The sequence below is a fragment of the Pseudomonas sp. EpS/L25 genome, assembly GCF_001512295.1.
Lineage (GTDB): Bacteria > Pseudomonadota > Gammaproteobacteria > Pseudomonadales > Pseudomonadaceae > Chryseomonas.
Genome location: NZ_LNUP01000002.1, coordinates 1 through 22,368, shown reverse-complemented (window position 1 = coordinate 22,368; position 22,368 = coordinate 1). Strand labels below are relative to the sequence as shown.

Annotated in this window: 14 protein-coding genes and 4 pseudogenes; 6 read left to right on the top strand and 12 right to left on the bottom strand. The window is 63.9% G+C overall.

Features of this window, described 5'->3' with window-relative positions:
• Nucleotides 1–13: 13 nt before the first annotated feature.
• The 10 genes from AR540_RS01380 to AR540_RS01335 form a co-directional block, all read right to left on the bottom strand.
• A complete protein-coding gene (locus AR540_RS01380; protein WP_059226076.1) occupies nucleotides 14–790 on the bottom strand; it encodes an ATP-binding cassette domain-containing protein in 777 nt (258 codons plus the stop codon).
• 12 nt (nucleotides 791–802) lie between these two features.
• Nucleotides 803–1,744 carry a substrate-binding domain-containing protein gene (locus AR540_RS01375; protein WP_059226075.1) on the bottom strand — a complete coding sequence of 314 codons (942 nt, stop codon included), beginning with the start codon at nucleotides 1,742–1,744 and terminating at the stop codon, nucleotides 803–805.
• A gap of 243 nt (nucleotides 1,745–1,987) precedes the next feature.
• On the bottom strand, nucleotides 1,988–3,004 hold the full coding sequence (locus AR540_RS01370; RefSeq protein WP_059226074.1) for a LacI family DNA-binding transcriptional regulator: 1,017 nt from the start codon (nucleotides 3,002–3,004) through the stop codon (nucleotides 1,988–1,990).
• A gap of 112 nt (nucleotides 3,005–3,116) precedes the next feature.
• A complete protein-coding gene (locus AR540_RS01365; protein WP_059226073.1) occupies nucleotides 3,117–7,052 on the bottom strand; it encodes an enterobactin synthase subunit F in 3,936 nt (1,311 codons plus the stop codon).
• Nucleotides 7,053–7,063: 11 nt separating this feature from the next.
• A complete protein-coding gene (locus tag AR540_RS01360) occupies nucleotides 7,064–7,270 on the bottom strand; it encodes an MbtH family protein (protein ID WP_059226072.1) in 207 nt (68 codons plus the stop codon).
• Between the two features lie 21 nt (nucleotides 7,271–7,291).
• Nucleotides 7,292–8,533 carry an enterochelin esterase gene (gene fes / locus AR540_RS01355; RefSeq protein WP_059227873.1) on the bottom strand — a complete coding sequence of 414 codons (1,242 nt, stop codon included), beginning with the start codon at nucleotides 8,531–8,533 and terminating at the stop codon, nucleotides 7,292–7,294.
• A 111-nt stretch (nucleotides 8,534–8,644) separates the two neighbouring features.
• Nucleotides 8,645–10,858, bottom strand: a complete 2,214-nt coding sequence (locus AR540_RS01350; RefSeq protein WP_059226071.1) for a TonB-dependent siderophore receptor — start codon at nucleotides 10,856–10,858, stop codon at nucleotides 8,645–8,647.
• A 274-nt stretch (nucleotides 10,859–11,132) separates the two neighbouring features.
• Nucleotides 11,133–11,396, bottom strand: coding sequence for a hypothetical protein (locus AR540_RS01345; RefSeq protein ID WP_059226070.1), 264 nt, complete (start codon nucleotides 11,394–11,396; stop codon nucleotides 11,133–11,135).
• A 142-nt stretch (nucleotides 11,397–11,538) separates the two neighbouring features.
• Entirely contained in the window at nucleotides 11,539–13,062 is a 1,524-nt protein-coding gene (locus AR540_RS01340) for an APC family permease (protein ID WP_059226069.1), read from the bottom strand.
• A gap of 88 nt (nucleotides 13,063–13,150) precedes the next feature.
• Entirely contained in the window at nucleotides 13,151–13,432 is a 282-nt protein-coding gene (locus AR540_RS01335) for a hypothetical protein (protein ID WP_059226068.1), read from the bottom strand.
• A 633-nt stretch (nucleotides 13,433–14,065) separates the two neighbouring features.
• Here AR540_RS01335 and AR540_RS26325 point away from each other — a divergent pair.
• A pseudogene (locus AR540_RS26325) lies at nucleotides 14,066–15,145 on the top strand (methyl-accepting chemotaxis protein); the annotation flags it as partial.
• Nucleotides 15,131–16,003, top strand: coding sequence for a methyl-accepting chemotaxis protein (locus tag AR540_RS26320; protein ID WP_409457007.1), 873 nt, complete (start codon nucleotides 15,131–15,133; stop codon nucleotides 16,001–16,003). The pseudogene AR540_RS26325 and the gene AR540_RS26320, both read left to right, overlap by 15 nt.
• Nucleotides 16,004–16,034: 31 nt before the next feature.
• Here AR540_RS26320 and AR540_RS01325 read toward each other — a convergent pair whose 3' ends face one another.
• Nucleotides 16,035–16,433 (bottom strand): hypothetical protein, encoded by a 399-nt coding sequence (locus AR540_RS01325; protein ID WP_059226066.1) that lies wholly within the window; start codon nucleotides 16,431–16,433, stop codon nucleotides 16,035–16,037.
• Nucleotides 16,434–17,045: 612 nt separating this feature from the next.
• Between AR540_RS01325 and AR540_RS01320 the strand changes: the two genes are divergently transcribed.
• The 4 genes and pseudogenes from AR540_RS01320 to AR540_RS25905 all read left to right on the top strand — a co-directional run.
• On the top strand, nucleotides 17,046–19,145 hold the full coding sequence (locus AR540_RS01320; protein ID WP_059226065.1) for a diguanylate cyclase domain-containing protein: 2,100 nt from the start codon (nucleotides 17,046–17,048) through the stop codon (nucleotides 19,143–19,145).
• A gap of 452 nt (nucleotides 19,146–19,597) precedes the next feature.
• Nucleotides 19,598–20,713: an FUSC family protein gene (locus AR540_RS01315; RefSeq protein ID WP_236711988.1), complete on the top strand. Its 1,116-nt coding sequence runs from the start codon at nucleotides 19,598–19,600 to the stop codon at nucleotides 20,711–20,713.
• Between the two features lie 188 nt (nucleotides 20,714–20,901).
• Nucleotides 20,902–21,549: pseudogene (locus AR540_RS26245) on the top strand (TIGR03747 family integrating conjugative element membrane protein).
• Nucleotides 21,550–21,800: 251 nt separating this feature from the next.
• Nucleotides 21,801–22,178 (top strand): annotated as a pseudogene (locus AR540_RS25905) (EamA family transporter); the annotation flags it as partial.
• 54 nt (nucleotides 22,179–22,232) lie between these two features.
• On the opposite strand, the pseudogene AR540_RS25610 reads toward AR540_RS25905, so the two are convergent.
• Nucleotides 22,233–22,368, bottom strand: a pseudogene (locus tag AR540_RS25610) (IS5/IS1182 family transposase); the annotation flags it as partial.

Sequence of the window (22,368 nt, the reverse complement as noted above, 5' to 3'; positions counted from 1 at the left end):
GAAATCCTCCGATTCAGGCGCAGGCGGAACGGGCGGTGAACTTGTGGCCGACGATCAGCTCGACGATCTCGCCCAGACTGGTGTCGGCCACCCGGCGCTCGGCCAGGTTCTGGCCCTCGTACATCACCATGATGCGATCGCAGACCAGGAAGAGATCCTGCAGCCGGTGGGTGATGAGGATGACGCTCACGCCCTGGCGGCTGATGGTGCGGATCAACGCCAGCACGGCCTCCACCTCGGCCACCGCCAGGGCGGCGGTCGGCTCGTCCATGATCAGTACCCGTGGCTCGAAGGCCGCGGCACGGGCTATGGCCACGGCCTGGCGCTGGCCGCCGGAGAGATGGCGCACCTGGGCGCGGGTATCGGGCAGGCTGATGCCCAGCCCCTCGAGGATGCGGCGCGCATCGGCGTGCATCCTGCGCTCGTCCAGCAGCGGCAGCCCGAGCAGCCGGCGACGGGGTTCCCGCCCCATGAAGAGGTTGCCGGCCACGTCCACGGTGTCGCACAGGGAGAGATCCTGATAGACCATCTGGATCCGACAGCGCTGGGCATCCGCCGGGCCCTGGAACACCTCTTCGCGACCGTCGATGCGGATGCAGCCACTGGTGGGCAGCACCGCGCCGGATAGAATCTTGGTCAGGGTCGATTTGCCGGCGCCGTTGTCGCCGACCAGCCCCAGGACCTCGCCCGGCTGCAGGGCGAGGTCGACGCCGCGCAGGGACTGGATGGAGCCATAGCTCTTGGTGATGCCGGTCATGCTGACCCGGGGAACCGTCGTCGCAGTGTGCATGCTGGGCCTCCGCTACTTGAACTCGGCGCGATAGGAATCCAGGTTTTCCCGGGTGACCAGGGTCACCGGAATATCCTGCTGCTTGGTCACCTGCTGGCCGGCGAGCAGCGCCAGCGCCGCCTCCACCGCCGCCTTGCCCATGCCGCGGGTGTTCTGCTGCACCACCACCGCCACGGAGCCGTCATCCAGGCCCTGGACGGCCTGGGGCGACAGGTCCCAGCCGAAGATCCGGGTGCGTTCGCCACTGCCCTGGGCGACGCTGGCCGCCACGGTGCCGATCAACGCCGGCTCGCCGGTGGCATAGACGATCTGCAGATCGGGATTGGCGGTGAGCAGATTTTCCGCGGCGCTCTGAGCGGTGTCCTGCACGTTGTTGCCATCCACGGTGCCGACGATCTTCGCCTTGGGCGCACTCTGCGCCAGCCCCTCGCGGAAACCGTCCAGGCGCAGGTTCTGCACATAGGAACCCAGGGCTCCCACCACCCCGACCTTGGCCACGCCATCCAGCTCACGGGTGATGTAGCTACCGGTGTATTCCCCCAGCTGGCGAGCCGCGGCGCGGTTGTCGACGCCGATCTGCACCTGGTTGTCGCCATTGAGCACGGCGTCGATGGCCACCACCGGGATACCGGCCTGGACGGCCGCCGAGACCGCCGGCTTGATGCCGTTGACGTCGATGGCACAGACCAGGATGGCATCCACCTTGTCCTGGATATAGGCCTCGATGGCGTCGTTCTGGGCGGAGGGGTTGTCGTTGGCGTTGAACACCACCAGTTCGGCTGCCGCCGCCTTGGCGGCGGCCTGGGCACCCTGGGTGATCTGGGTGAAATAGAGCGCCTGCTGATTCACCTGGACCAGTGCCAGCCGCTTGGCCGGTGCCGCCTGGGCGACACCGACCAAGCCCAATCCGAACATCATCAGCATGGAAGCGAACGTCTTGCCGAATCGAAGCATCTCCATCCTCCTCTACCCTGCCAACGAACGTGGCAGCAGTTAGTAAACCGGTTTACTAAGCGGGCCAAAAAATAGAACCCGGAAGGTTCTGCAGGGAAAGAAACAGCACAAGGCGTGCCAGCGACGACTGGGGGACGATCTTCCGCTGCCAATTCAATCGGTTACTCAAACTCCCTGCGTAGAGCCTCTGGCAGGAGAACATCGGGTGTGCTCCACGACTGGGCAGAATGGAAACGCGCGGTGCTACCTTGGGGCAGGAGCCGGTGCGACCGAGCCGCGTTCCACCAGGGTCACCGCCACCCGCTGCTCCCCGGCGACGGGCTGCCCGGCGAGCACCGCCAGCAGGGCTTCGATTCCCTGCCGACCCAGGTCCCGCGCCGACTGGCGCACGGTACTCAGCGGCGGCGTGAGCAATTCCGCATAGGGCGCGTCGTCGAAGCCGACCAGGGACAGGGAAGCGGGAACTGTCAGGCCGCGTTCGCGAAGGGTATCGAGCACCCCTACCGCAATGAAGTCGCTGGCCGCGAAGATCGCCTGAGGCGGCTCCGGCAGATCCAATAGGGTCGCAGCCGCCTGACGCCCGAAGTCACGGCTGTATTCACCCAGCAGCAGATAGTCGGGGCGCGAGGGGATTCCGGCCGCGGCCAGGGCGAGCTCATAGCCCTCGCGCCGCTCCCTCACGCTCATCACCGCTGCCGGCCCGGAGACATGGGCGATGCGCCGATGGCCCTGGCGGATCAGATAGTCGGTGGCCAGTCGGCCGCCGGCGACATTGTCGGCGAAGACCTTGGGCATCGAGGTACCCGGGACATCCTCGTCCAGCAACACGATCTCCCGGTAGGCGGCCAGTTGCGCCGCCAGCGTCCCGTCATCCGCGCGGTTGGTGATGAACAGCAGACCGTCGACGCGGCGCGATCCCTTCCAGTGGACGTACTGGATCTCCCGCGCCGGATCGTTGCGCGTCAGGCAGAGCACCAGGTTGTAGCCATGGGCGAAGGCCGTGGCCTCGGCGGCGTCGGCCAGCTCGGCGAAAAAGGGGTTGGCGATGTCCGGCAGGACCAGCCCGATGGTTTCGCTGCCGCCCTTGCTCAGGCGTTGGGCCAGGCTGTTGCGCCGAAAGCCCAGGGCCTCGATGGCGCCCTCGATACGCTGCGCCGTGGCGGGTGGCAGGCTCAGGCTGTGATTCAGGTAGCGCGAAACGGCAGACTTGGACAAGCCTGCCTGCCGAGCGACATCCTGAATGGTCACGCTTTTCGCCATGGGTCCACCTGCAACGAGAGAATAAGCGGCTGGCCGATCATCTCTCCTGCCCCGCCCAGGTTTCACACCTTGCCTGAGCGGGGAGTCGCCGTCGAGCTGAACCCTCACGCCGTCACAACGCCTTCAACGCCCGATTGAGCACCGGGCCGATCTGCGCCAGCTGGGCCGGAGCGATGATGTCGACGTGGGCGCAGTCCACTTCGTGAGCCTGCAGGCGGGTGATCCAAGGCGCCCAGGTGGCCTTGACGTCCATTCCCGCTGGCAGGGTGCGCCGGGCGACGAACATCAGCGCCTCGCCGTCGAAGCGGGCGCTGTGCGCCGTGGCCAGCAGCCGCACCGAATCGGCGTAGTTGCCCTCGATGGTGGCGAACAGCTCCGCCCCCTCTCCTAGCGCCGGATCGGCCAGGCCCTGCTGGGCCGCCAGGAAGGCTTCGCGCTCGCGATTGACCTCGGCCAGCACCTCCGGGTCCAGCTCGCGCTGGCCTTCGCGCTCCTGCCAGTTCTGGGTTTCCGGGGGATAGGTGTCGAGCAGCCCGAGGAAGGCGACCTCCTCCCCGGCCGCCTGCAACCGCGCCGCCAGCCCCTGGGCCAGGGTGCCACCCAGGGAATAGCCGAGCAGATGATAGGGGCCGTGCGGCTGTACCTCTCGCAGGGTGCGCAGATGGCGCTGGATGACGTCTTCCAGATCGGCGCCCTGGGCCAGGGGACCGTCCGGGCGCGGCGACTGGATACCGAGCAGCGACCAGCGCGGATCGAGATGGCGTTGCAGTACGCTGAATTGCCAGGCGAAGCCCGAGGCCGGATGGAAGCAGAACAGCGTCGGCCCGTCGCCCGGGCGCAGCGGTAGCAGGGTCTCGAAACCGGCGCGGCGGTCGCTGACGTCCCGCTCCAGCTCTCGGGCCAGGCGGGCGACGCTGGAAGCCACCATGATCTGGCCGATGGACACCGGCCGCCCCAGGCGCCGCCGCAGATTGGCCGCCAGGGTCATGGCCAGCAACGAATGGCCGCCCAGGGCGAAGAAATCGTCGTCCGCGCCGACGATGGCGCAGCCGAGCACCTCGGAAAAAGCCGCCGCCAGGTCGCTTTCCAGCCCCGGCGCCGGGGCTCGGCTCGCGGCCCTGGCCACGCCCTGGGGCGCCGGCAGTGCCTTGCGATCCAGCTTGCCGGTGGCGCCCAGGGGCAGGGCCGGCAGTTCGACCAGGGCCACCGGCACCAGGTGCGGCGGCAGGCTTTCGCCCAGGCGGGCGCGCAGGCGTTCCAGGTCCAGCGCGGCACCCGGTTGGGCGATCACATAGCCCACCAGTTGGCGGGCATCGCCGCCGGTGGAATTGGTCGCCTCACCCAGCACCCGCGCATGGGTAACCGCCTGGGCCACGCCGGGCAGCGCCAGCAGGGCATGGTCGATCTCCGCCAGCTCGATGCGCTGCCCGCGAATCTTCACCTGGTCGTCGCTGCGACCCAGGTATTCGACGACGCCTTCAGGCAGCCAGCGTGCCACGTCACCGGTGCGATAGAGTCGCTCGCCCTGCCCGTTGGGCGCGGCGATGAAGCGGGCAGCGGTCAGCTCGGGGCGCCCCAGGTAGCCATCGGCGAGTTGCACCCCGCTCAGATAGAGTTCACCCGCCACACCCGGCGGTACCGGCCGCAGGCGTTCGTCGAGGATGTGCAGCCCGGTGTTCCACACCGGCTTGCCGATGGGCACGCTGCTGCCAGTGACGGCGGCCAGGGCAGCGCCGTGGGCCGGATGATAGGAGACGTCCACCGCGGCCTCGGTCGGGCCATACAGATTGTGCAGGGGCGCGCCGACCCGGCGTTCCCAGGTACGGGCCAGCTCAGTAGGCAGGGCCTCGCCGCTGCAGAACACCTGGCGCAGGCTGGCGCAACGGGTCACCGCGGCCGACCCGTCCAGGCTGGCGACGAAGGCCGCCAGCATCGAGGGCACGAAGTGTACCGTGGTCACCCGCTCCCGGGCGAAGAGTTGCTGCAGCGCCTCGGGATCACGATGGGCCTCGGGTGGCGCCAGATACAGCCGGGCGCCCACCAGCAGCGGCCAGAAGAATTCCCAGACCGAGACATCGAAGCTGCTCGGCGTCTTCTGCAATACCGTATCGCCAGCGCCGATGGGATAGCTGTCCTGCATCCACAGCAGGCGGTTGACGATGGCGGCATGTCCTACCACCACGCCCTTGGGCCGGCCGGTGGAGCCGGAGGTATAGAGCACATAGGCCGGATCGCTTGGGCGCGGCCCGTCGAAGGCCGGCGCGTGATCCAACTCCTTCAGCGGCGCATTCAGGATCAACACCTGGTCATCGCTTAGCCCTGGGAAACGGCCACGCTGGCTGGGGTCGGTCACCAGCACCCGCGGCCGGGCATCGTCGAGCATCAGTTGCAGGCGTTCATCCGGGTAGCCACTGTCCAGCGGCAGGTAGGCGGCGCCCAGCTCGACCGTGGCCAGCAGCGCCAGGGAGAGGAACACCGAGCGTGGCAGCGCCACCGCGACGATATCGCCGCGCCCTACCCCGGCCGCGCTCAGGCGCTGGGCCAGGGCCCGTACCTGCTGGCGGGTTTCGCGATAATTGAAGGCTAGCTGCTCGTCGGCCAGCGCTGGCGCTTCAGGCGTACGGGACGCTTGCTCGGCCAGCAGCCTTGTCAGCGTGGTCGCGGGCAAGACGCGTTCGGTGGCATTGATGCCTGCCAGCCAGGCACGGTCAGTTGGCCCCAGGACTTCCACCTCACCCAGAGTCAGACCAGGTTGATCAGCGAATTGCTGCGCCAGCAGGCCGAAGCGCTCCACCTGTCCTTGCAGCAAATTGGCGGCATAGCGCTCGGCGTTGCCCAGCAGCTTGATGTCCAGGGCGCCGCTGGCTTCCAGGTAAAGGGCGATCTCCAGGTCGCGCACCGGCCCCGAAGCCAGCTCGTGGGTGATGCCGGGCACCCCGGCGAAATCCAGGGCGAAATCGAACAGTTTGAGGTTGATGACCGGTCCGGTCAGGGGCTCGGCATCGCCGGGCCGGCCCAGGTCGCGGGCGATCTGTTCGGCGTCGTAGCGCTGATGGCGGCGAATCTTCTTCAGCTCGGCAGCCAGTGCCGCGGCGAGTTGCGGCAGCGTTCGGGCCGAGTCGGCGTTAATGCCCAGAGGCAGGACATTGAGCGTTGCCCCGCCGGACTTGAGCGCCACCGAGCCCATACGACGCATGAAGATGAAACCGGCGCTGAAGGACGGCTGCCCGCTGAGGCGCGCGAACCAGGTCGCGGCCAGGGCCACCGCCAGATCGGCCGGCGTCACGCCCTGGGCCTTACCCTGCTCGGCCAAGAGCGAGAACACCTCGGCGGACACGCGCGTACGGGCCTCCACCACCCGCGGCGTGGGCACCTGGCCCGCCAGGCCACCGGGTGCCAGGGAAGCCGCCGGTGGTAGCGCCGCGCCGCGCTCGCCCCAGAAGGCTTCGTCCCGCTCGCGGACGGCCGATTGCTGGTAGTCCTGGTATTCGCGTACCACCTCGGCGAAGGAGACGAAGGGCGAGGCTTCGACCGTCTCGCCGCGCACCTTGGCGCTGTAGAGCGCCGCGACGCGCTTGGCCAGGGCGGCGAAGCCATAGCCATCGATCAGCAGGTGGTGATAGCGCTGGTACCAGAACAGGTGATCGTCACCCAGTTGGTAGATGCGGTTGAGCGACAACGGACCGCCGCTGGTGGCCCGCAGGTCACCAGCGAGATCGGCTCGAATGGCCGCCCGCGCCGCGCCTTCCGGATCGGCCGTCCCGCGCAGGTCCAGCCATTCGGGTGCTGGGATGGTGGCGTCGCCATCGATCCACTGCACCAGCGCCCCTTCACGCTCGGCGAAGTTGAGCCTCAGGCTGTCCAGTTCGCCCAGGCCCTGGACGATGGCCTCAACGAGTGGCCCGGCCTGGACGGGACCTCGCAACTCCACCAGGTGCGCCACAGCGAAGGCGTTGGCGTGGGGCGATAGCTGATCAGCCATCCAGATGCCGGGTTGGGCAGCGACCAGAGGCAGCTCGATGAAGGAAGAACGGGCGGAAAAAGACACGATGACTCCTGTCAGGAAGGGGCGGAGACGACCGGGCGGATGTCCCGCCAGTGGGTCGTCAGCCAGTCGTCACAGGCCGCGCGCGGCGCCGGACCGAACACGGACGTCCAACCGGGCGGGCACTCCAGGAACTGCGGCCAGAGGCTGCACTGGCCCTGGGCGTTGCGCAGAATCAGCATGATCTGCTCGGGGTCATCGAAAGGATTGAGAGTGTCCATCGGACCTCCTGGGGCAAAGGATTAGCGTTCGGGCGCGACCAGGGGCTGCCAGAGCCACACCAGGCCATCGAGCAGGCCGCCGCGCCACCAGAGGGCGTCATGGCCACCATCGATCTCGCGATAGTCCAGCTCATGGCCCTGCTCGCGCAGACGCGGGACCAGGGCCCGCGATGCCTCGAGGATGGCCGGCTCGCGCAGACCCGCCTCGATGAACAACCGCAGCGGTCGCTCGGCACCGACGCCGGCCGCCAAGGCCTCGAACAGCCGCCCCGGCGCGCCACGTTGCGGCCACCAGAAGGACCCGGACTGGCTCAGGGCACAGCCGAAACGCCCCGGCCAATGCAGGGCGGCATAGAGCGCTGCCAAGCCGCCGAAGCTTTGCCCGGCGACCACGGTCGAAGCCGACGCCTGGGCATGGGGCTCCCAGGCCAGAACCTGCGGTAGCAATTCCTCCTGCACCGCCAACCAGAACTCCGGATTGCAGGGCAGCTCGCTGCTGCGCAGGGTGCGGTCGCTGTTGTCGATCAGCAGATAGACCGCCTCCGGCAGTAGGCCAGCATCGGTGAGCTGCTGCAGCGGCGCCGCGATCGGCATCGTCTGCGCCCAAAACTGCCCATCCAGCAGAATGGCCAGCGGCCTATCATCAGGGGTGGTATTACCGGTAGCGAACAACCAGACGGGGCGACTGTTGCCCAGCCGGGCGCTGTTCCAGCGATGCTGCTGGAGGGACGGCGAGACTGCTGAAGATGAATCGGCCCCGGTATCAAAACCCTCCCAGGCGGGTTGCGACGGCGCCTCGGGCAGGTGTACTCCCGACACCGCCAGGCCGCGCCCTCCCTGCCAGGCCCGGCGCGGGTTGAGGCGATCGGCCTGGGCCAGGGGGAAGACGCTGCGCCACCAGAGACGGATGCCCTGGAGGTCGGGCTGAGCCTCACTCTCGAACGGCGCCGACTCTCCGGTGGGGATGAGGCAATAGCTGCCCCGCCAGCGGCCGTCCAGCTCGGTCTCCCAGACCCAGACATCGGTGCCCGGCAGTCGCTGCAGGCTCTGCGGCAATCCTGGCTGGTGGTGATCGGTCACCCCGGTGATGTTGAGCCAGACCCGCTGGGTGCCGGACGCCGCCCCGGCAGGATCTCGCCAGAGAAAGGTCAGGCGATAGCGCTCGCCCTCGGTGGGTTCGATCAGCGGCGTCCCCCGCTGGGCCACGGCCTGCCACCAGGGCTCGCTGCCCAGGTCGTCACGCTGGAAAAGGGAATCGTTCATCGCGTTGCAGTACATCGTCTGGAAGGATCGTCGGCGGCGAACTCAAGGTCACCGATCCTGAAAACCCTGTCCGGACGGAACACCTGAAGCGCCACCCGGACAGGAAGATCGTCAGAAGTCGTAACGAGCCCCGACCATCACGCTGCGCGACGGCCCCTGGAAGTTGAAGGTGGACACCGAACCTACGCGCGACCAATAGTCCTTGTCGAGCAGGTTGTTCACGTCCAAGGTCGCGGTGAGTTGCTTGGTGACTGGGTAGGAGAGCTTGGCATCCACTGTCGCATAGCCAGGCGCGGAAATGGTGACGCCAGAGGTCTGGTTGGTCTGGGAGAAATCGCTCATCGCGGTCACCCCGCCGCCAATGCTCAGGCCGGTCAGCGGACCTCCCGCCAGGGTGTACTTGGTCCACAGCGAAGCCATGTGCTTGGGCATGGCCTCGAACAGAGTATTGCCATCGCCGCTGAGGTTCTGGGTGTCCATGTAGGTATAGCCGGCGAGCATTTCCCACTGCTCGGTGAGCTTGCCACTGACTTCGATCTCGGCGCCCTTCACTCGTGTCTTTCCCGACGCTTCGGAATAGCCATTGATCGCCACGCCATTGGCATCGAACGGCGTAGAGGCACGATTTTCGTCGGTCAGTTGAAAGACCGACAGGCGCGCGTTCATGTCGCCGTTGAAGTAGCTGCCCTTGATGCCGACCTCGTACTGGTCGCCCTCGCGCGGATCGAGGGCCTTGCCTTGGGCATCCAGCTCGCTTTGCGGCTTGTAGACCTTGGAGTAGCTGGCGTAGAGGGAATGGTAGTCATCGAGGTCGTAGACGGTGCCGAAGTACGGCGTGACGAAGGCGCTGTGCTTTTGGCTTTCCCCTGCCTCGGCACCGCTGGCCAGGGTGGTGGTATAGGCCTCGCCCTTGTACCAGGAGACTCGTGCTCCACCGATCAGCGCCAGGCGCTCGATGGGCCGGAAGGTGACCTTGGAATAGAGGCCGAACTCGCGGTCTTGGCTATCAAAGTCGGTTTGATAGACACGGGCCGGCTTGGCGATTGAGTTGGGGCGATAGGTATTGACGTTGACGATACCCAAGCGCGGCGCACCGTTGGCCGCACCATTGTAGTTACCGCTCTGATAATCGGTTTCGTAGCGCTTGTAGTCGGTCCCAACGACGAATTCGCTGACCTGCCCCAATGCCTCGAAGGGCTGGCTATAGCTGGCATCCAGCGAATAGGCATCCTGCTCGAAGCTACGAGTCGTACCATTGATGAAAACGGTCTGATCAGGCCGCACGGCACCACCCGTGAAGGCATACAGATAATCCGCCTCCCGATGCGACGCCCGCGCCGCCACCCGTCCATAGCCGCCGTTGTCGAATCTGTGGGTCAGCTCGAAGATGCCATCGGTGGTCTGGCCATCGAAGTAATTCCAGTCGGCGCCGAAGAAGCGCGAATGGCTGAAGTCCAGCAGTTGGCCCTGGGCATTGGTGGGGTAGCCATTGTTGGGCGTGATGTCCTTGACCTGATGGATCAGGCCGAAGGAGATCTGGGTGGCGTCGGACAGGTCGATGTCCAGGTCGCCGTAGTAGCTCTCGTTGGTGCTGGCGTTGTAGTCCACCTCGCCATTGGTGTCGGCGCGGGAGGCGACGAAGCGGCCGCGTACGTTCTTGCTCTCGGTGAGCGGACCGGCCAGGTCGATTTCCTGGTAGTTGGTGTCCCAGGAGCCGTAGCGCCCGGTGATGTGCCCCTGGAAGTCCTCGGTACCGCGCTTGCGCACCATGTTGACGATGCCGCCCAGCTCGCTGGTGCTGTTGAACAGCCCCGAGGGCCCGCGCATGATCTCGACCCGGTCGAAGGGCGAGAGGATGGGCACGGTGCCGAAGATGCTGGTCATGGGCGCCGGCAGGCCATCGATGTTGTATTCGTCGTACTCGTAGCCACGGGAGTAGATGGAGGAACGGCCGCTGTCGTTGGTCAGCACCCGCAGCCCGGCGGTGGACTTGGCCAGGTCGTCCAGGGTATTGAAGTTGCGATCCTTGATGTAGTCGTTGGTGTACGAGGTGATCGACTGGGGAATGTCACGCAAGGCGGCTGGCGTCTTGGTGCCCACGGTCGCCGAATCCACGGTGTAGCCGCCGCTCTGCTCCGAGGGCGCCATGTCGTAGAGGCGGTTGCCCTCGATGGTCAGGGTGTCCAGTTCCGTGGCGTTCTGCTCGGCCACCGTGGCGGCCAGGGCCGTCAGGGGAAAGGGTATCAGCGTACTGACCAGCAGCAGCTGACGAAGGACGCCGCGCGCTGGGCGGGCGGGCTGGCAGAGGGTTCCTTGGGCGTTCATGGTGATCCTTGTGACCGTGGCGCTGCAGCGACGCCGTACACGTAGGCTGCACTCCGCGAGACTCGCGAGGGCCAGCACTTTAAATGATAAAAACTCTCATTATCAAATGTTACGTGCAGTAAAGCGGCCTGAGGTAGCGAACAGGCGCAGGCCATGACGTCCGGCGAGCGGAGTCAGGGTGCAGGGGCAGAAAGAGCGCGGCGGGTAGCCGGAACGCGCGCAGGGCGCTAGGCAGGCGGGACCAGCGGGTTAATCGGGGACGAAACGGCAGAGCTCAGAGGCGGGAGACGGCCGGCGTCTTGCCCGCTACCTGACCGAGGACCGGGCTGGGCAGCCGGCAGACGATCTCGCCGATGGCATTCATCCGTGCCCGGCCGCCGTCGCCCTTGCAGGCGTGGTAGTCGGCCAGGTGCTCCGCGGGCGAGTTGCGCAAACCCTGGTCACAGGCGACCAGCAGCGCGATGGCGGCCAGCACCAGCGCCACGACTTCGAACGTGGGGCGGGTACGATACCAGCGGATGGGTTGCGAAGGGCTCATGGCGGCTCCGGGGCGCAGGCGCAGTGGCGGCTCCTCTCAGGGAGCGGCGGATGCCCTACTTTAATCACCCTGGCCCCAATGTAAACAGCCGTTGCTCGGCGGACGAGCAGCAGCCCCGGCGCGGAACCGCTCTGCCCCGCCGCTACCTTCGCGGCCCGGCCTGAGGGCCTTCGCCCAGGGTCGCCCCGGCGAAGAAGGCCGGCGCGCGCCAGCGGAACAGCAGCATGAGCGCCAGCCCCAGCAGGAAGATCACCAGGGCGATGACGAACACCAGGCCGACCCCACCGATATGGGAGCCACTGCCGAAGTCGGGCGAAAGACTGTCGACCGCCGTCTGCAGGAAGATGATGGCCAGCGCCAGGCCACCGACCAGCGGGCAGAGTCCGCGCAGCAATAGGTGGCGCAGGCTGCCCACCAGGCTGTGGCGGAAGAACCAGACGCAGGCGAAGGCCGTCAGCGCGTAGTAGAAACAGATCATCATGCCCAGCGCCGTGATGGTGTCGGCCAGGACGTTGTCGCTGAGCAGCCGCATGCTGACGTAGAAGGCGCCGGCCGCAAGGCCCGCGCACAGGGTGGCGAAACGCGGGATCCGGGCGGCACTGACCTGGGCGAAACGCTTGGGCAGCGCGCGATAGTGGCCCATGGCGAAGAGGGTCCGCGCAGGGGTGATGAAGGTTGATTGCAACGAGGCAGCCGTGCTGGCCAATACCGCGACCGACATCAGGATCGCCAGCGGCCCCAGCACCGGTCCGGCCAGATGGGCGAAGACGTTCTCCTGGATCGCCGGATTGCCCAGGCCGAGGCCGGACTCCTCCACGCCGGCGAAGGTCGGGGTGGCGACGGCGGTCAGCAGATAGAGCAACAGGATCAGCAGCACCGTGCAGGTAGCCGCCCGCCCTGGCACCGCATGGCTGCTGACCGCCTCTTCGGTCACCGTGAGGCAGACATCCCAGCCCCAGTAGACGAAGATCGACAGCGCCAGCCCCGCCGCGAAGGCGGAGAAGGATTCGATGGCCAACGGATTGAACCAGTGCCACTCGAAGCTCGGCACCCGCGCCTCGCGCTCCAGGGTGAAGGCCGCCACGCAGAAGCCGAGCAGCACCAGCACCTGCAGGGCGACCAGTGCATACTGCACCCCCAGGGTAGTGGCCAGCCCGCGGCAGCAGATCCACACCGCCAGGGCGATGAACAGGCAGCAGGTCAGGACATTGATCCACAGCACGCCGGTGAGCTCGGCCAGCTCCGGCCGCCCGAGGGCCTGGGCGAGAAACAGGTAGAAGAAGTCCACCGCCACCCCGGCCAGGTTCGACAGCACGATGGTGGTCGCCGCCACCATGCCCCAGCCACCGATCCAGCCGACGGTGGGACCGAAGGCCCGTGCCGACCAGGTGAAGGAGGTGCCACTGTCTGGATCGGCGGCGTTGAGTTCGCGGTAGCCCAGGGCGACCAGCAGCATGGGCAGGAATCCCACCAGGAAGACCGCGGGCAGCTGGGTACCCACCTCGCGGACCGTAGGCCCCAAGGCTCCGGTCAGGGTGTAGACCGGCGCGATGGTGGAAATCCCGAGCACCACGCAGGCCAGGAAGCCGAGACGGCCCTGGGCGAGGCCCTTGTTGCCGCCAGGTGCCGCGACCGCTGGCGCCTGTTCGGTGATCCGCTCGCTCATGGCCTGGCCTCCTGTTGTACGGTCACGTCATCAGGCTGACGCCGGCCTGTCGGCAGTCCTGGTATGACGTCAGGCGCTGGGGTCGAGCTCAGGGCGTGTTCTTGTCGGGCGCCTTGATGTATCCGGGGACCGCCGAGTCCGGCGCCGCGTGGCGTCCCTCGTCGGCCGCGGCGGCGTTGGCCTGGGCTCGATCCTCCTGCGCCTTGGCCTGCTCCTGGGTGGCGCGCTGGACCTGGCCTTCGGCAGCATGGTCCTGGGCGTTCTGCGAATGTGTCTGGGCCTCCCGGGCATGGTCTTCGGAGGTCTTGTCGCAGGCAGCGAGGGTCGTGGTGGCAGCCAGTACGAGCGCGGGCAAGAGAAGCTTCGACATCGGGCATTCCTTGAAAAAATGGACATTCCACAGACCAGCGCCACCCCGGATTGGTTTCGGCTGATCGCCCCCGGGTTTGCCACGCGAGATGTCTAAGTCGAGGTTCCCGCCGTCCTTGGCGACAGTGCCCGAGGCCAGCCGTTTCGTCCGGCAGCAGTCGGCTGCAAAATGAAGGCACGCCTCTCGGGTACGTGATTCTGCCAAGGCCAACATGGTCGCCGGCCAGCGCCGCTCTGGCCCTCGCCGGGCTACTATCCGGCAAGGTCCCTGGACGTGCCCCGGCGCCTGTCATGACCGGTGGCCAACCGCGTCTATCCCCGGGGCTCTCGAGGCACCTGCGCCTGGAACAGCGCCGCTCATCCTCGGGCCAATGCCGGCCATCTGCCCACTTATGTGATTCACATCACTTTTTGCCGTTTCGGTAGTCTCTTGCAACCGAAGCGGTGCACTGTCTTGCCCCCCGCCCTCGCTCCTGCCCTACCGGATACCTAGCCGATTTGCGCCAAGGGTCCCAGACCCGATGTTAGAGCGGTCGTCAGCTGGAGTCGTCGGGAGCCGGGGCAACACGGCACATGATAATGATTGCAATAATCAACACCGACGAGTTTCGCTGCGCGCGACACCCTGTCCTCGATGGTCTTTCTCCAGGTAGCCCCAATGTCCAGAACCGGCTCGAATCTGTTCACCAACCTCAGCGTCCGCGCCAAGCTTGCGCTCGGCTTTTCGCTGCTCATCGGCATGATCCTGCTGGTGGCCTACACCGGCTGGCGGGCGACCGACACGCTGCGCGACCGCAGCGAGCGGATCAGCGACATCGCCAGCTTCAGCACGCAGGCCAGGAACATGCGGATCGAGCGGCTGGTGTACATCATCAAGGGCGATGACGCCCAGGCCGCGAAATGGCTCGCGGCGCTGGACAAGACCGAAGCCCAGTTGCAGAGCATCACGCCCAACTTCACTTCCAAGGTCAACGAGGCGCTGATGAGCGAGGCGAGCGCCACGATCAGGCGCTATCGCGACTTCTATACCCAGGTCGTGGCCGCGACACGCGAGCGTGAGGCCATCCAGAAGCTGGCCACCGCCTCGGCCGAAACGGCCAACAATCACCTGCTGAGCCTGGCCGAGGCCGCCAACGCCGAGGGCGGTCGCTTCGAAGACCGCCAGCAACTGGCGGCGCTCTTCATCAGCCTGCAGAAGATGCGCATCAGCCTGCGCAATTACGCGGTGACACCGAGCAAGGAAGGCGAAGCCACTGCACGCAGTGGCATCGATGGCGTTCATGCCCAGGTCAAGGCACTGGCTAGCACCGGCCTGCCGAGCGATGTCCAGAAGAAGCTCGATAGTGAGATCGATGGCTATCAGCAGCGCCTGCAACAGCTGGTCGCCCAACAGGCGAAAGTGGACGAAGGCCAGGCCGGCATCTCGGCATCCATCACCTCGATCCTCGACATTTCGGACAAGCTGACCGCGATCCAGAAGGAATTCCAGGTCGAGGACGTCGCCGGTGCCCGGCAACTGCTGCTGGTGTGGCTGGCCATCGCCGTCGCCCTGGGCCTGCTCGGCGCCTGGCTGATCACCCGCTCCATCGTGGGCCCGCTGAAGGACACCGTGGCGCTCGCCGAGACCGTGGCCAACGGCGACTTCACCCATCAGCAGGAGGTGACCCGCAAGGACGAGCTGGGCGCGCTCCAGACCAGCATGCAGCGCATGACCCTCAACCTGCGCCGGCTGATCGGCGACATGAAGGATGGCGTGGTCCAGGTGGCCAGTGCGGCCGAACAGCTGTCGGCGGTGACCGAACAGACCAGCGCCGGCGTGCAGTCGCAGAAGGTCGAGACCGACCAGATCGCCACGGCCATGCAGGAGATGACCGCCACCACCCACGAGGTCTCGCGTAACGCCGGGGCAGCAGCCAAGTCCGCGCTGGAGGCCAGCCAGCAAGCCCTGCAGGGCGACCAGGCCGTCACCAAGGCGGTGACCCAGATCGAACTCCTCGCCACCGAGATGGAATCGACCAAGACCGCCATGGCAACCCTGCGTAGCCACGCGGAAAGCATCGGCGGCGTCCTGGACGTGATCAAGGCCGTGTCCGAGCAGACCAATCTGCTGGCGCTGAATGCCGCCATCGAAGCCGCGCGCGCCGGCGAAGCGGGTCGCGGCTTCGCCGTGGTCGCCGATGAGGTCCGCGGACTCGCCCAGCGCACCCGCTCCTCCACCGACGAGATCGCCCAACTCATCACCGGCCTCAACCAGAGCACCGACCGCATGGCGGCGGTCCTCGACCAGAACGTGCAACTGACGGAAAGCAGCGTCGGCCTGTCGCGCGAAGCCAGCGAGATGCTCAAGCGCATCACCCGCTCGGTGAAGGACATCGAGTCCATGAACGAGCAGATCGCCTGCGCGGCCGAACAGCAGAGCGCCGCCGGGGAAGAGATCAGCCGCAGCGTGACCAACGTCCGCGACATCTCCGACCAGACCGCCGCGGCCAGCGAAGAAACGGCCTCCTCCAGCATGGAGCTGGCCCGCATCAGCGTCAGCCTCCAAGAGATGACCCGCCGCTTCAAGGTCTAGGCCGGGTCGGGACGCCCGCGTGGAGCCTGGCCTAGAACACCGCCAGGCTGTCCATCACGGCGCTGTAGATCGCGGTGCCGTAGGTCAGGACACCCAGCGGCACCCCCACGGCCGCACCCACGATCAGGGCGCAGAGCAGTATGGCCAGCACCGGAATGCCGAACGGATGGTGTTCCAGCGCCTGGCCGCCGCTGGCCTTGGCCTGGCCCTGCGGCGTGGCGTTGGCAGCAGGCTTGCCACTCGCGGATTGCGCGCGCGAGGGCTGGCTGGGTGGCAGCCGCGAGGGATGGGTCTTCCCCTCCAGTTCGATGAGGTCGGCGATATCGGCCAGGGTACCGTTGTTACGGGTGATCTGCTGGTGGGCAGCACGAAGCGAGTCGGGCTTGGCGCTACGGCCGGCGGCGCGGGGAGGTCTGCGTGAGGCGGTCATACGGACGGGCAATTACTGATAGGGCGTTGGATGGACATAATCTGGCTAATGATTATGAACATTACCAATGCCAAGGCTACCTGTGTAGTGGCTTTTCGACACCATCAGATGCAGTTCGTCCGGACTAACCTGTTGCCGACAGCCAAGAGATGAGCGCCTGACCTTCGCTCGCCGACTTTTCGTACAGAACCTAACGAAGTAGACGCGGGAGGGCATGGAGATGCGCACCATTGCGAACCTGCGGACGACCTGGTGCTAATCCGGCACAAGGTCGTGGCGCTGCATCCATGCTGCGCGCTGAGCGCCGTCAGGTGCGCTGAGAAGTGGGATGTCACATTCATGGGTGACATGCCGGTTTTCGTGCTCGTCGGCGCTCGCGGCAACCCGCCAGATAAACGGGAATAACTGCCCACTCTGTCAGGACACAAGCTCAATGCACCCCGCGATAGCCATTTGATATGACTACCAATTCCCGCGGTTTAAGCTGAAAGTAGGCCTACTTAGCTATCGCGAAGAAAACGCTGAGTAAAAGGTAAAGCGCTGCCGATGTCGGCCGATAGACTCCACGAGAATGCCAGGGATCAGAGGCGTTAGGCCCCACTAGAGCCACCTATGATCCGTCTATTTTCTCTCCAAAGCCTGCGGGCAAAATTCGCTATTGTTGTCGTGCTCGCCGTCATGGTGCTTACCGGTATCTTCGGCACCGTCATTGGCGCATCCTCGATTTCCAGACTCAAAGAGCAGACAGGGCACCAGCTTGCCGAATACGCCGCGTCAATGGTTGATCGTCTTGATCGGGATATGTACAACCGCTCCAAGGAGCTTACCGTCCTAAGCGCCCTTGAGGCACTGCATCAACCTGAAAACGTAGGAGAGACACGTAGGCTGCTCAACCACCTCAATACCCAGTTTCCAAGCTTCTCATGGATCGGGCTTACGGATGCTGATGGACAGGTGATCGCATCAACCGGGCGGTTGCTTGAGGGTATGAGCATCGCGCAACGGCCAGTTTTTATAAACGGTCAGGACCGCACTTTTGTCGGTGACGTACACGATGCGGTCATGCTCGCAAAGCTTCTGCCTAACCCTTCAGGGGAGGCGATGAAATTTGTCGATATCAGCATGCCTGTGCGGGACAAAGCTGGAACCTTAATAGGAGTGTTGGCCACTCACCTGTCCTGGCAGTGGGCAGCTGAGGTAGGACGAACCATCTTTGAGCCAGCCAAGAACAACTTGCCTGGCCTGGACTATCTCGTCGTTAGTCGGGACGGCACAGTTTTGCTTGGCCCCAAAGACCTGATTGGCAAACCCATTGACGCCAGCGTCGACCAAAAGAGCGGAGCAGATTGGTCCGTCAGCCAATGGCAGGATGATAAAACCTACGTAGTAGGAATTGCCGAAAGCAAGGGTCTCGATGACTATCCGGGCTTGGGCTGGACGGTAGTGACTCGTCAGCCGGCGGATCTCGCCTTTGCAGAAGCTCACGAAATTCGCATTGAAATCCTGCTATGGGGAAGCATGCTCGCTATCGCCTTTGCCTTCCTGGGATGGTTCGTGGCGGGAGTTATCACCAAGCCGTTGAACCGGATCGCCGAGGCGGCTTCGCACCTTTCGGCAGGCGCCGAGGTAGAAATTCCGCTGGTTAGGGGAAGCCTGGAAGTCGAAAAGCTGAGCCTGGTCCTTCGACATTTGGTAGAGAGTCTAAAGTCACTGCATCGCGAGTTAGAGGACCGAGTTAAGGCGCGTACCCAGCAACTATCCGACACTAACCTGGTGTTACAGGATGCCATCGAGCGCCAGAAGCTTATTGAGCAGACAGTTCGTGATCGTGAAGCCGAGCTGACGCTGGTCATCGAGAACGCTAACGACGCCTATATAAATCTCGACGAGACAGGCGCGGTAACTGCTTGGAATAAGATGGCGGAAGAAACGTTTGGCTGGTCGGCAGATGAGGCGATCGGCATCCCGCTGGATCAGCTAATCATACCTGCAGGAATGCGTGAAGGGCACCGTCGCGGGATGGCGCGATATTTAACTACTCGCGAGGCAAAAGTACTTAATCAGCGACTTGAGCTACCAGCGCTGCGAAAAGATGGTACTTCGCTTGTCGTGGAGGTAAGGCTTCGAGCATTGAAAATTGGCGCACGCACCCAGTTCAGTGCCTTCTTACACGATATTACGGCTCGTAAAGCTATAGAGGCTGAGCGAGAACGAGAGGCGCGGCAAGATGCCCTTACAGGGTTACTAAATCGCCGTGCCCTCGCAGAGCTACTTCCGCTGGCACTTGCACGCGCTGACCGCAATCATACTCCATTAGCATTGGTATTCATTGATTTAGATGGCTTTAAAGCCATTAATGATACGTTTGGCCATGAAGCCGGCGATGAACTACTTCGCGTCGTTGCAAGTCGCCTCCGAGCTGCTAGCCGAGCCAGCGACATGGTTGCCCGTCTAGCTGGCGATGAATTTACCGTTGCCTTGGAAAGTGTACAAAACGGCCTTTCTGACGCAAGAATGGTTGCATCTAAAATGCTAACAAGCATCGTAAAACCAGTTGAACTCCCTTGCGGTACCGTACAAGTACAGGCATCCATGGGTATAGCGATATACACGCCTGGCTCATTTACAAGTGCCTCTGAGTTAATCCGAGAAGCTGACGTCCTTATGTACGAAGCAAAGCGGGCGGGGAAGGGTATGATTTTCCCTGAATAAAAACTGAAACAGCATACTGGTACAAAAGCTGGCCTGTGGGAACTACCAAGCGGCATGACTCACACCAAAGAGCCTCCGGAATTCTCGGGGCGGTTCACAAAGGGCATTGTGAACCCCACCAGGAAATGGGACCTTGCTGCACAGGATCTGGAAACTCACCACCCTCCAGCCGTTGATACTGGTCGAGTGTGGCATGCCCTATCCAGCACCACGCCACGTGCCCGATAGCACGCGCAATCCTGAGCTGCTGTCGCCCAGCCTTCCCCCCACCGACATTCGGCATTTTTTCCACTCACCGTGCCTAGTCACTTGAGCAGGTGATAATCGACAGACCAGAGCCGAAAGCGCTGAACCCTTACCCAGGTGAGCTAAGGCGATATTCGCTTCGATTGATGTCCCGAGTAGATCCGCACTGTAGCATCGATGGTTGTCACGGTAGTCATAGAGGGGCCATGCCACTTTCCCAAGCGTTGTTGGTGCTCAAGCAGTTGCTGCTGGATCTCGGTGGAGATCTCCGACGTTTCGGCCGTGATCACCGCAGGCTGATCGACGAACTCGAAACCCTGGCCTCTGTACTGCTGGCGATCCTGCTAGGCCACCTGGCCGGGGTCCAGCATGTCGGTTGGGCGGCTTTCAGCGGTTATATCGTCATGAGGTCGAATGTCCGCGATAGCTTCGCTCGTGGCTGTCTGCGGGTGCTGGGTACCTGCATCGGTGCCGGAGGAGCCTTGCTCGTCCTGCGTCATCTGCACCTGCAAGCGCACGAACAGGCAGTACTGCTGGGCCTCGTGGGGAGCCTCACACTTTATCTGACCCTGGTAGGGCGCCACGGCTATGCCTGGTTGCTGGGAGGCCTGACCTACGCCATGGTCATCCTGGCAGGTCTCCAGACGCCCGGCCAGATCGAGCTATTTGCCTGGTCACGCCTGTTGGAAGTCATGCTCGGCACCTCCGCTTGCGTGCTGGTAAGCGCCCTGTCTACCTATGCCATCCGCAACCGCTGGTTGCCCAAGGCGCCGGACACGCCAACATCGGAGTCGCCTGCCCTCGCCTTCTGGCAACCCTCAGCGCTGCGCCACGCCGTGCAAGGTGGCCTCGCCTTGGCGTTGTTGTCACTAATGGCAGAGTGGAAGATCGACGTAGACATCAGCCAGGCGGCCATCACCATCCTGGCCGTCATGGTCGTTCCACTCGACGGGCTGAGCGACGTCAGCAAGGCAGTGTCCAGGCGGCTGTTGCATCGGATGCTCGGCTGCCTCCTCGGCGGTGGCCTGGCCGCTATCCTGCTGCTGGTTACTCAGGAAAACCTCTGGCTGACCCTGGCGGGTGTGGCGATAGGCGTGCTGTTTGGCCGACACATCGAAAATGGGCCGCTCGGTATCGGCTATCTCGGTATGCAGTTCGCGCTGGCCTTCCTCGTGGTGATGGTGCCTGACCACTATGACCATATCGACCCCATAGCAGGCATGGAGCGGCTGGGCGGCATCCTACTGGGCTTTATCGTACTGGAGCCACTGTACTTTGCCTCGACCTGGCTGATCAGCCGGCGTTCCGCCGGCAGGCGCTAGCGACGACCTATACCAGGGCCGGCCATACGCCAGGCCTTGATCAGGCCATTCTCTGCAGCAACCCCCCTGGCCACGACTTTGAAGTCAGGAGTTACTGGAGCATTTCTAGCAGGATAGCTCGCTCTTCTAGGAAAGATTCGCTGTATCAGAAACGCAAAAACCCTCCTTGCGGAGGGTTTCTGGTGAAGATGGTGGGTCGTGTGGGATTCGAACCTACGACCAATTGGTTAAAGCCATTCTTCTGGCCAGAGGCTGACTGACACCATGCCAAGGGCATGCTTGATCATGAGCTCGGCTGGCTGTCGTAGGGCTTTCTATCCAGTGTCGTGGTCCAGAAGCCTGGGCGCACCGCGACTTGGCTGGTGGGACTGCTCTATGATTGTCTCTTTGCGAAGAATGGGGTGGTCCAGTGGCTGACCGGCATGCAGCAATTGGCCGCCGTGGGCCCTTGGGGCGAGCTGGATCTGCGATAAATGGCCGCGCAGAGCGTCACCACAATGCAGACCTACGGCCTATCGGCGCTCTTCACCATCCTGAAGTTTTACGTGCGCCTGGTGATCCTGAACCTGGCGGTACCGCTGTTCGCCATGGCCGCCCTGGTCGGCTTCATCGACGGCCTAGTGCAGCGCGACATCCGCAAGTTCGGCGCCGACCGTGAGTCGAGCTACTTCTACCACAAAGCTCGCGGCACCCTGCTGCCGCTGGCCTTTCTGCCCTGGTCGCTGTACCTCGCGCTGCCGGTCAGCGTGAGCCCGCTTCTGGTGCTGCTGCCCTGTGCGGCCCTGCTAGCCTTAGCCGTGAACCTCACCACCGCTTCGTTCAAGAAAGACCTGTAATGCCAATGTCCGTTAAGTAATAGCACCGACGCCGTCACGCCGAGGAGGCGGTAGCTCTTACTTCCACCGTCAGATCTGGCGGTCCTCGCTCCTGCGTAAGCTAAGCCCACACTGAGCTTTGAGCAGAGCCATGGTAGTGAAGCGCCAGGCCGTCATAAGCGAATCGAATGTGTAACGTGCGAATTTGTTATTTTCCATAATCGTGCCATAGAAATAGATTTGAGGCCTCCAAACCAAAACCGGAGTCCAAAATGACATCTATAGCAAAAGATACAGCAGTTACGCGCCTGACCTCACCGTTACCAATTGCATTTATTCTCCTATGGAGCTCCGGATACATCGGCGGAGCATTTGGGGTCAAATACGGCGAACCTTTCACAATGACTTTCTACCGCTTCACGGCGGCGGCATTGATATTTCTCTGCGTGGCGCTAGCAATTGGCTCAAAATGGCCAACGAAGATCAGCTCCTACCTTCATGCAGTTGTAGTCGGAATTCTACTTCAAGCACTACAATTTGGCGGACTATATACCGGAATTGATCACGGAGTACCTGCAGGCCAAGCAGCATTGATCATCGGCTTGATGCCCATTCTAGTAGTGATTGGTGCGTCTTTTGTCCTTGGAGAAAAATTAAGTTGGAAAGACGTGCCAGGTTCATTGCTAGGGGTAGGTGGTGTGGCATTAGTAGGCTCTGTACGAAAAATACTGGCGCAGACAGCGCAGCGTGCAAGCGAGCGTGACCATCGCCGCGAAACTTTTTGCCAGCTTGTCGTAGCGAGTGCCGATCCTGCGACTCTCCTTCAGCCAGCCGAACATC

Bases quoted from the DNA above. Each gene is read 5' to 3' on its own strand.
- AR540_RS01380 (WP_059226076.1), bottom strand. From the start codon at position 790: ATGCACACTGCGACGACGGTTCCCCGGGTCAGCATGACCGGCATCACC.
- AR540_RS01375 (WP_059226075.1), bottom strand. From the start codon at position 1,744: ATGCTTCGATTCGGCAAGACGTTCGCTTCCATGCTGATGATGTTCGGA.
- AR540_RS01370 (WP_059226074.1), bottom strand. From the start codon at position 3,004: ATGGCGAAAAGCGTGACCATTCAGGATGTCGCTCGGCAGGCAGGCTTG.
- AR540_RS01360 (WP_059226072.1), bottom strand. From the start codon at position 7,270: ATGGACACTCTCAATCCTTTCGATGACCCCGAGCAGATCATGCTGATT.
- fes (WP_059227873.1), bottom strand. From the start codon at position 8,533: ATGAACGATTCCCTTTTCCAGCGTGACGACCTGGGCAGCGAGCCCTGG.
- AR540_RS01350 (WP_059226071.1), bottom strand. From the start codon at position 10,858: ATGAACGCCCAAGGAACCCTCTGCCAGCCCGCCCGCCCAGCGCGCGGC.
- AR540_RS01345 (WP_059226070.1), bottom strand. From the start codon at position 11,396: ATGAGCCCTTCGCAACCCATCCGCTGGTATCGTACCCGCCCCACGTTC.
- AR540_RS01340 (WP_059226069.1), bottom strand. From the start codon at position 13,062: ATGAGCGAGCGGATCACCGAACAGGCGCCAGCGGTCGCGGCACCTGGC.
- AR540_RS01335 (WP_059226068.1), bottom strand. From the start codon at position 13,432: ATGTCGAAGCTTCTCTTGCCCGCGCTCGTACTGGCTGCCACCACGACC.
- AR540_RS26320 (WP_409457007.1), top strand. From the start codon at position 15,131: ATGCAGCGCATGACCCTCAACCTGCGCCGGCTGATCGGCGACATGAAG.
- AR540_RS01325 (WP_059226066.1), bottom strand. From the start codon at position 16,433: ATGACCGCCTCACGCAGACCTCCCCGCGCCGCCGGCCGTAGCGCCAAG.
- AR540_RS01320 (WP_059226065.1), top strand. From the start codon at position 17,046: ATGATCCGTCTATTTTCTCTCCAAAGCCTGCGGGCAAAATTCGCTATT.
- AR540_RS01315 (WP_236711988.1), top strand. From the start codon at position 19,598: ATGCCACTTTCCCAAGCGTTGTTGGTGCTCAAGCAGTTGCTGCTGGAT.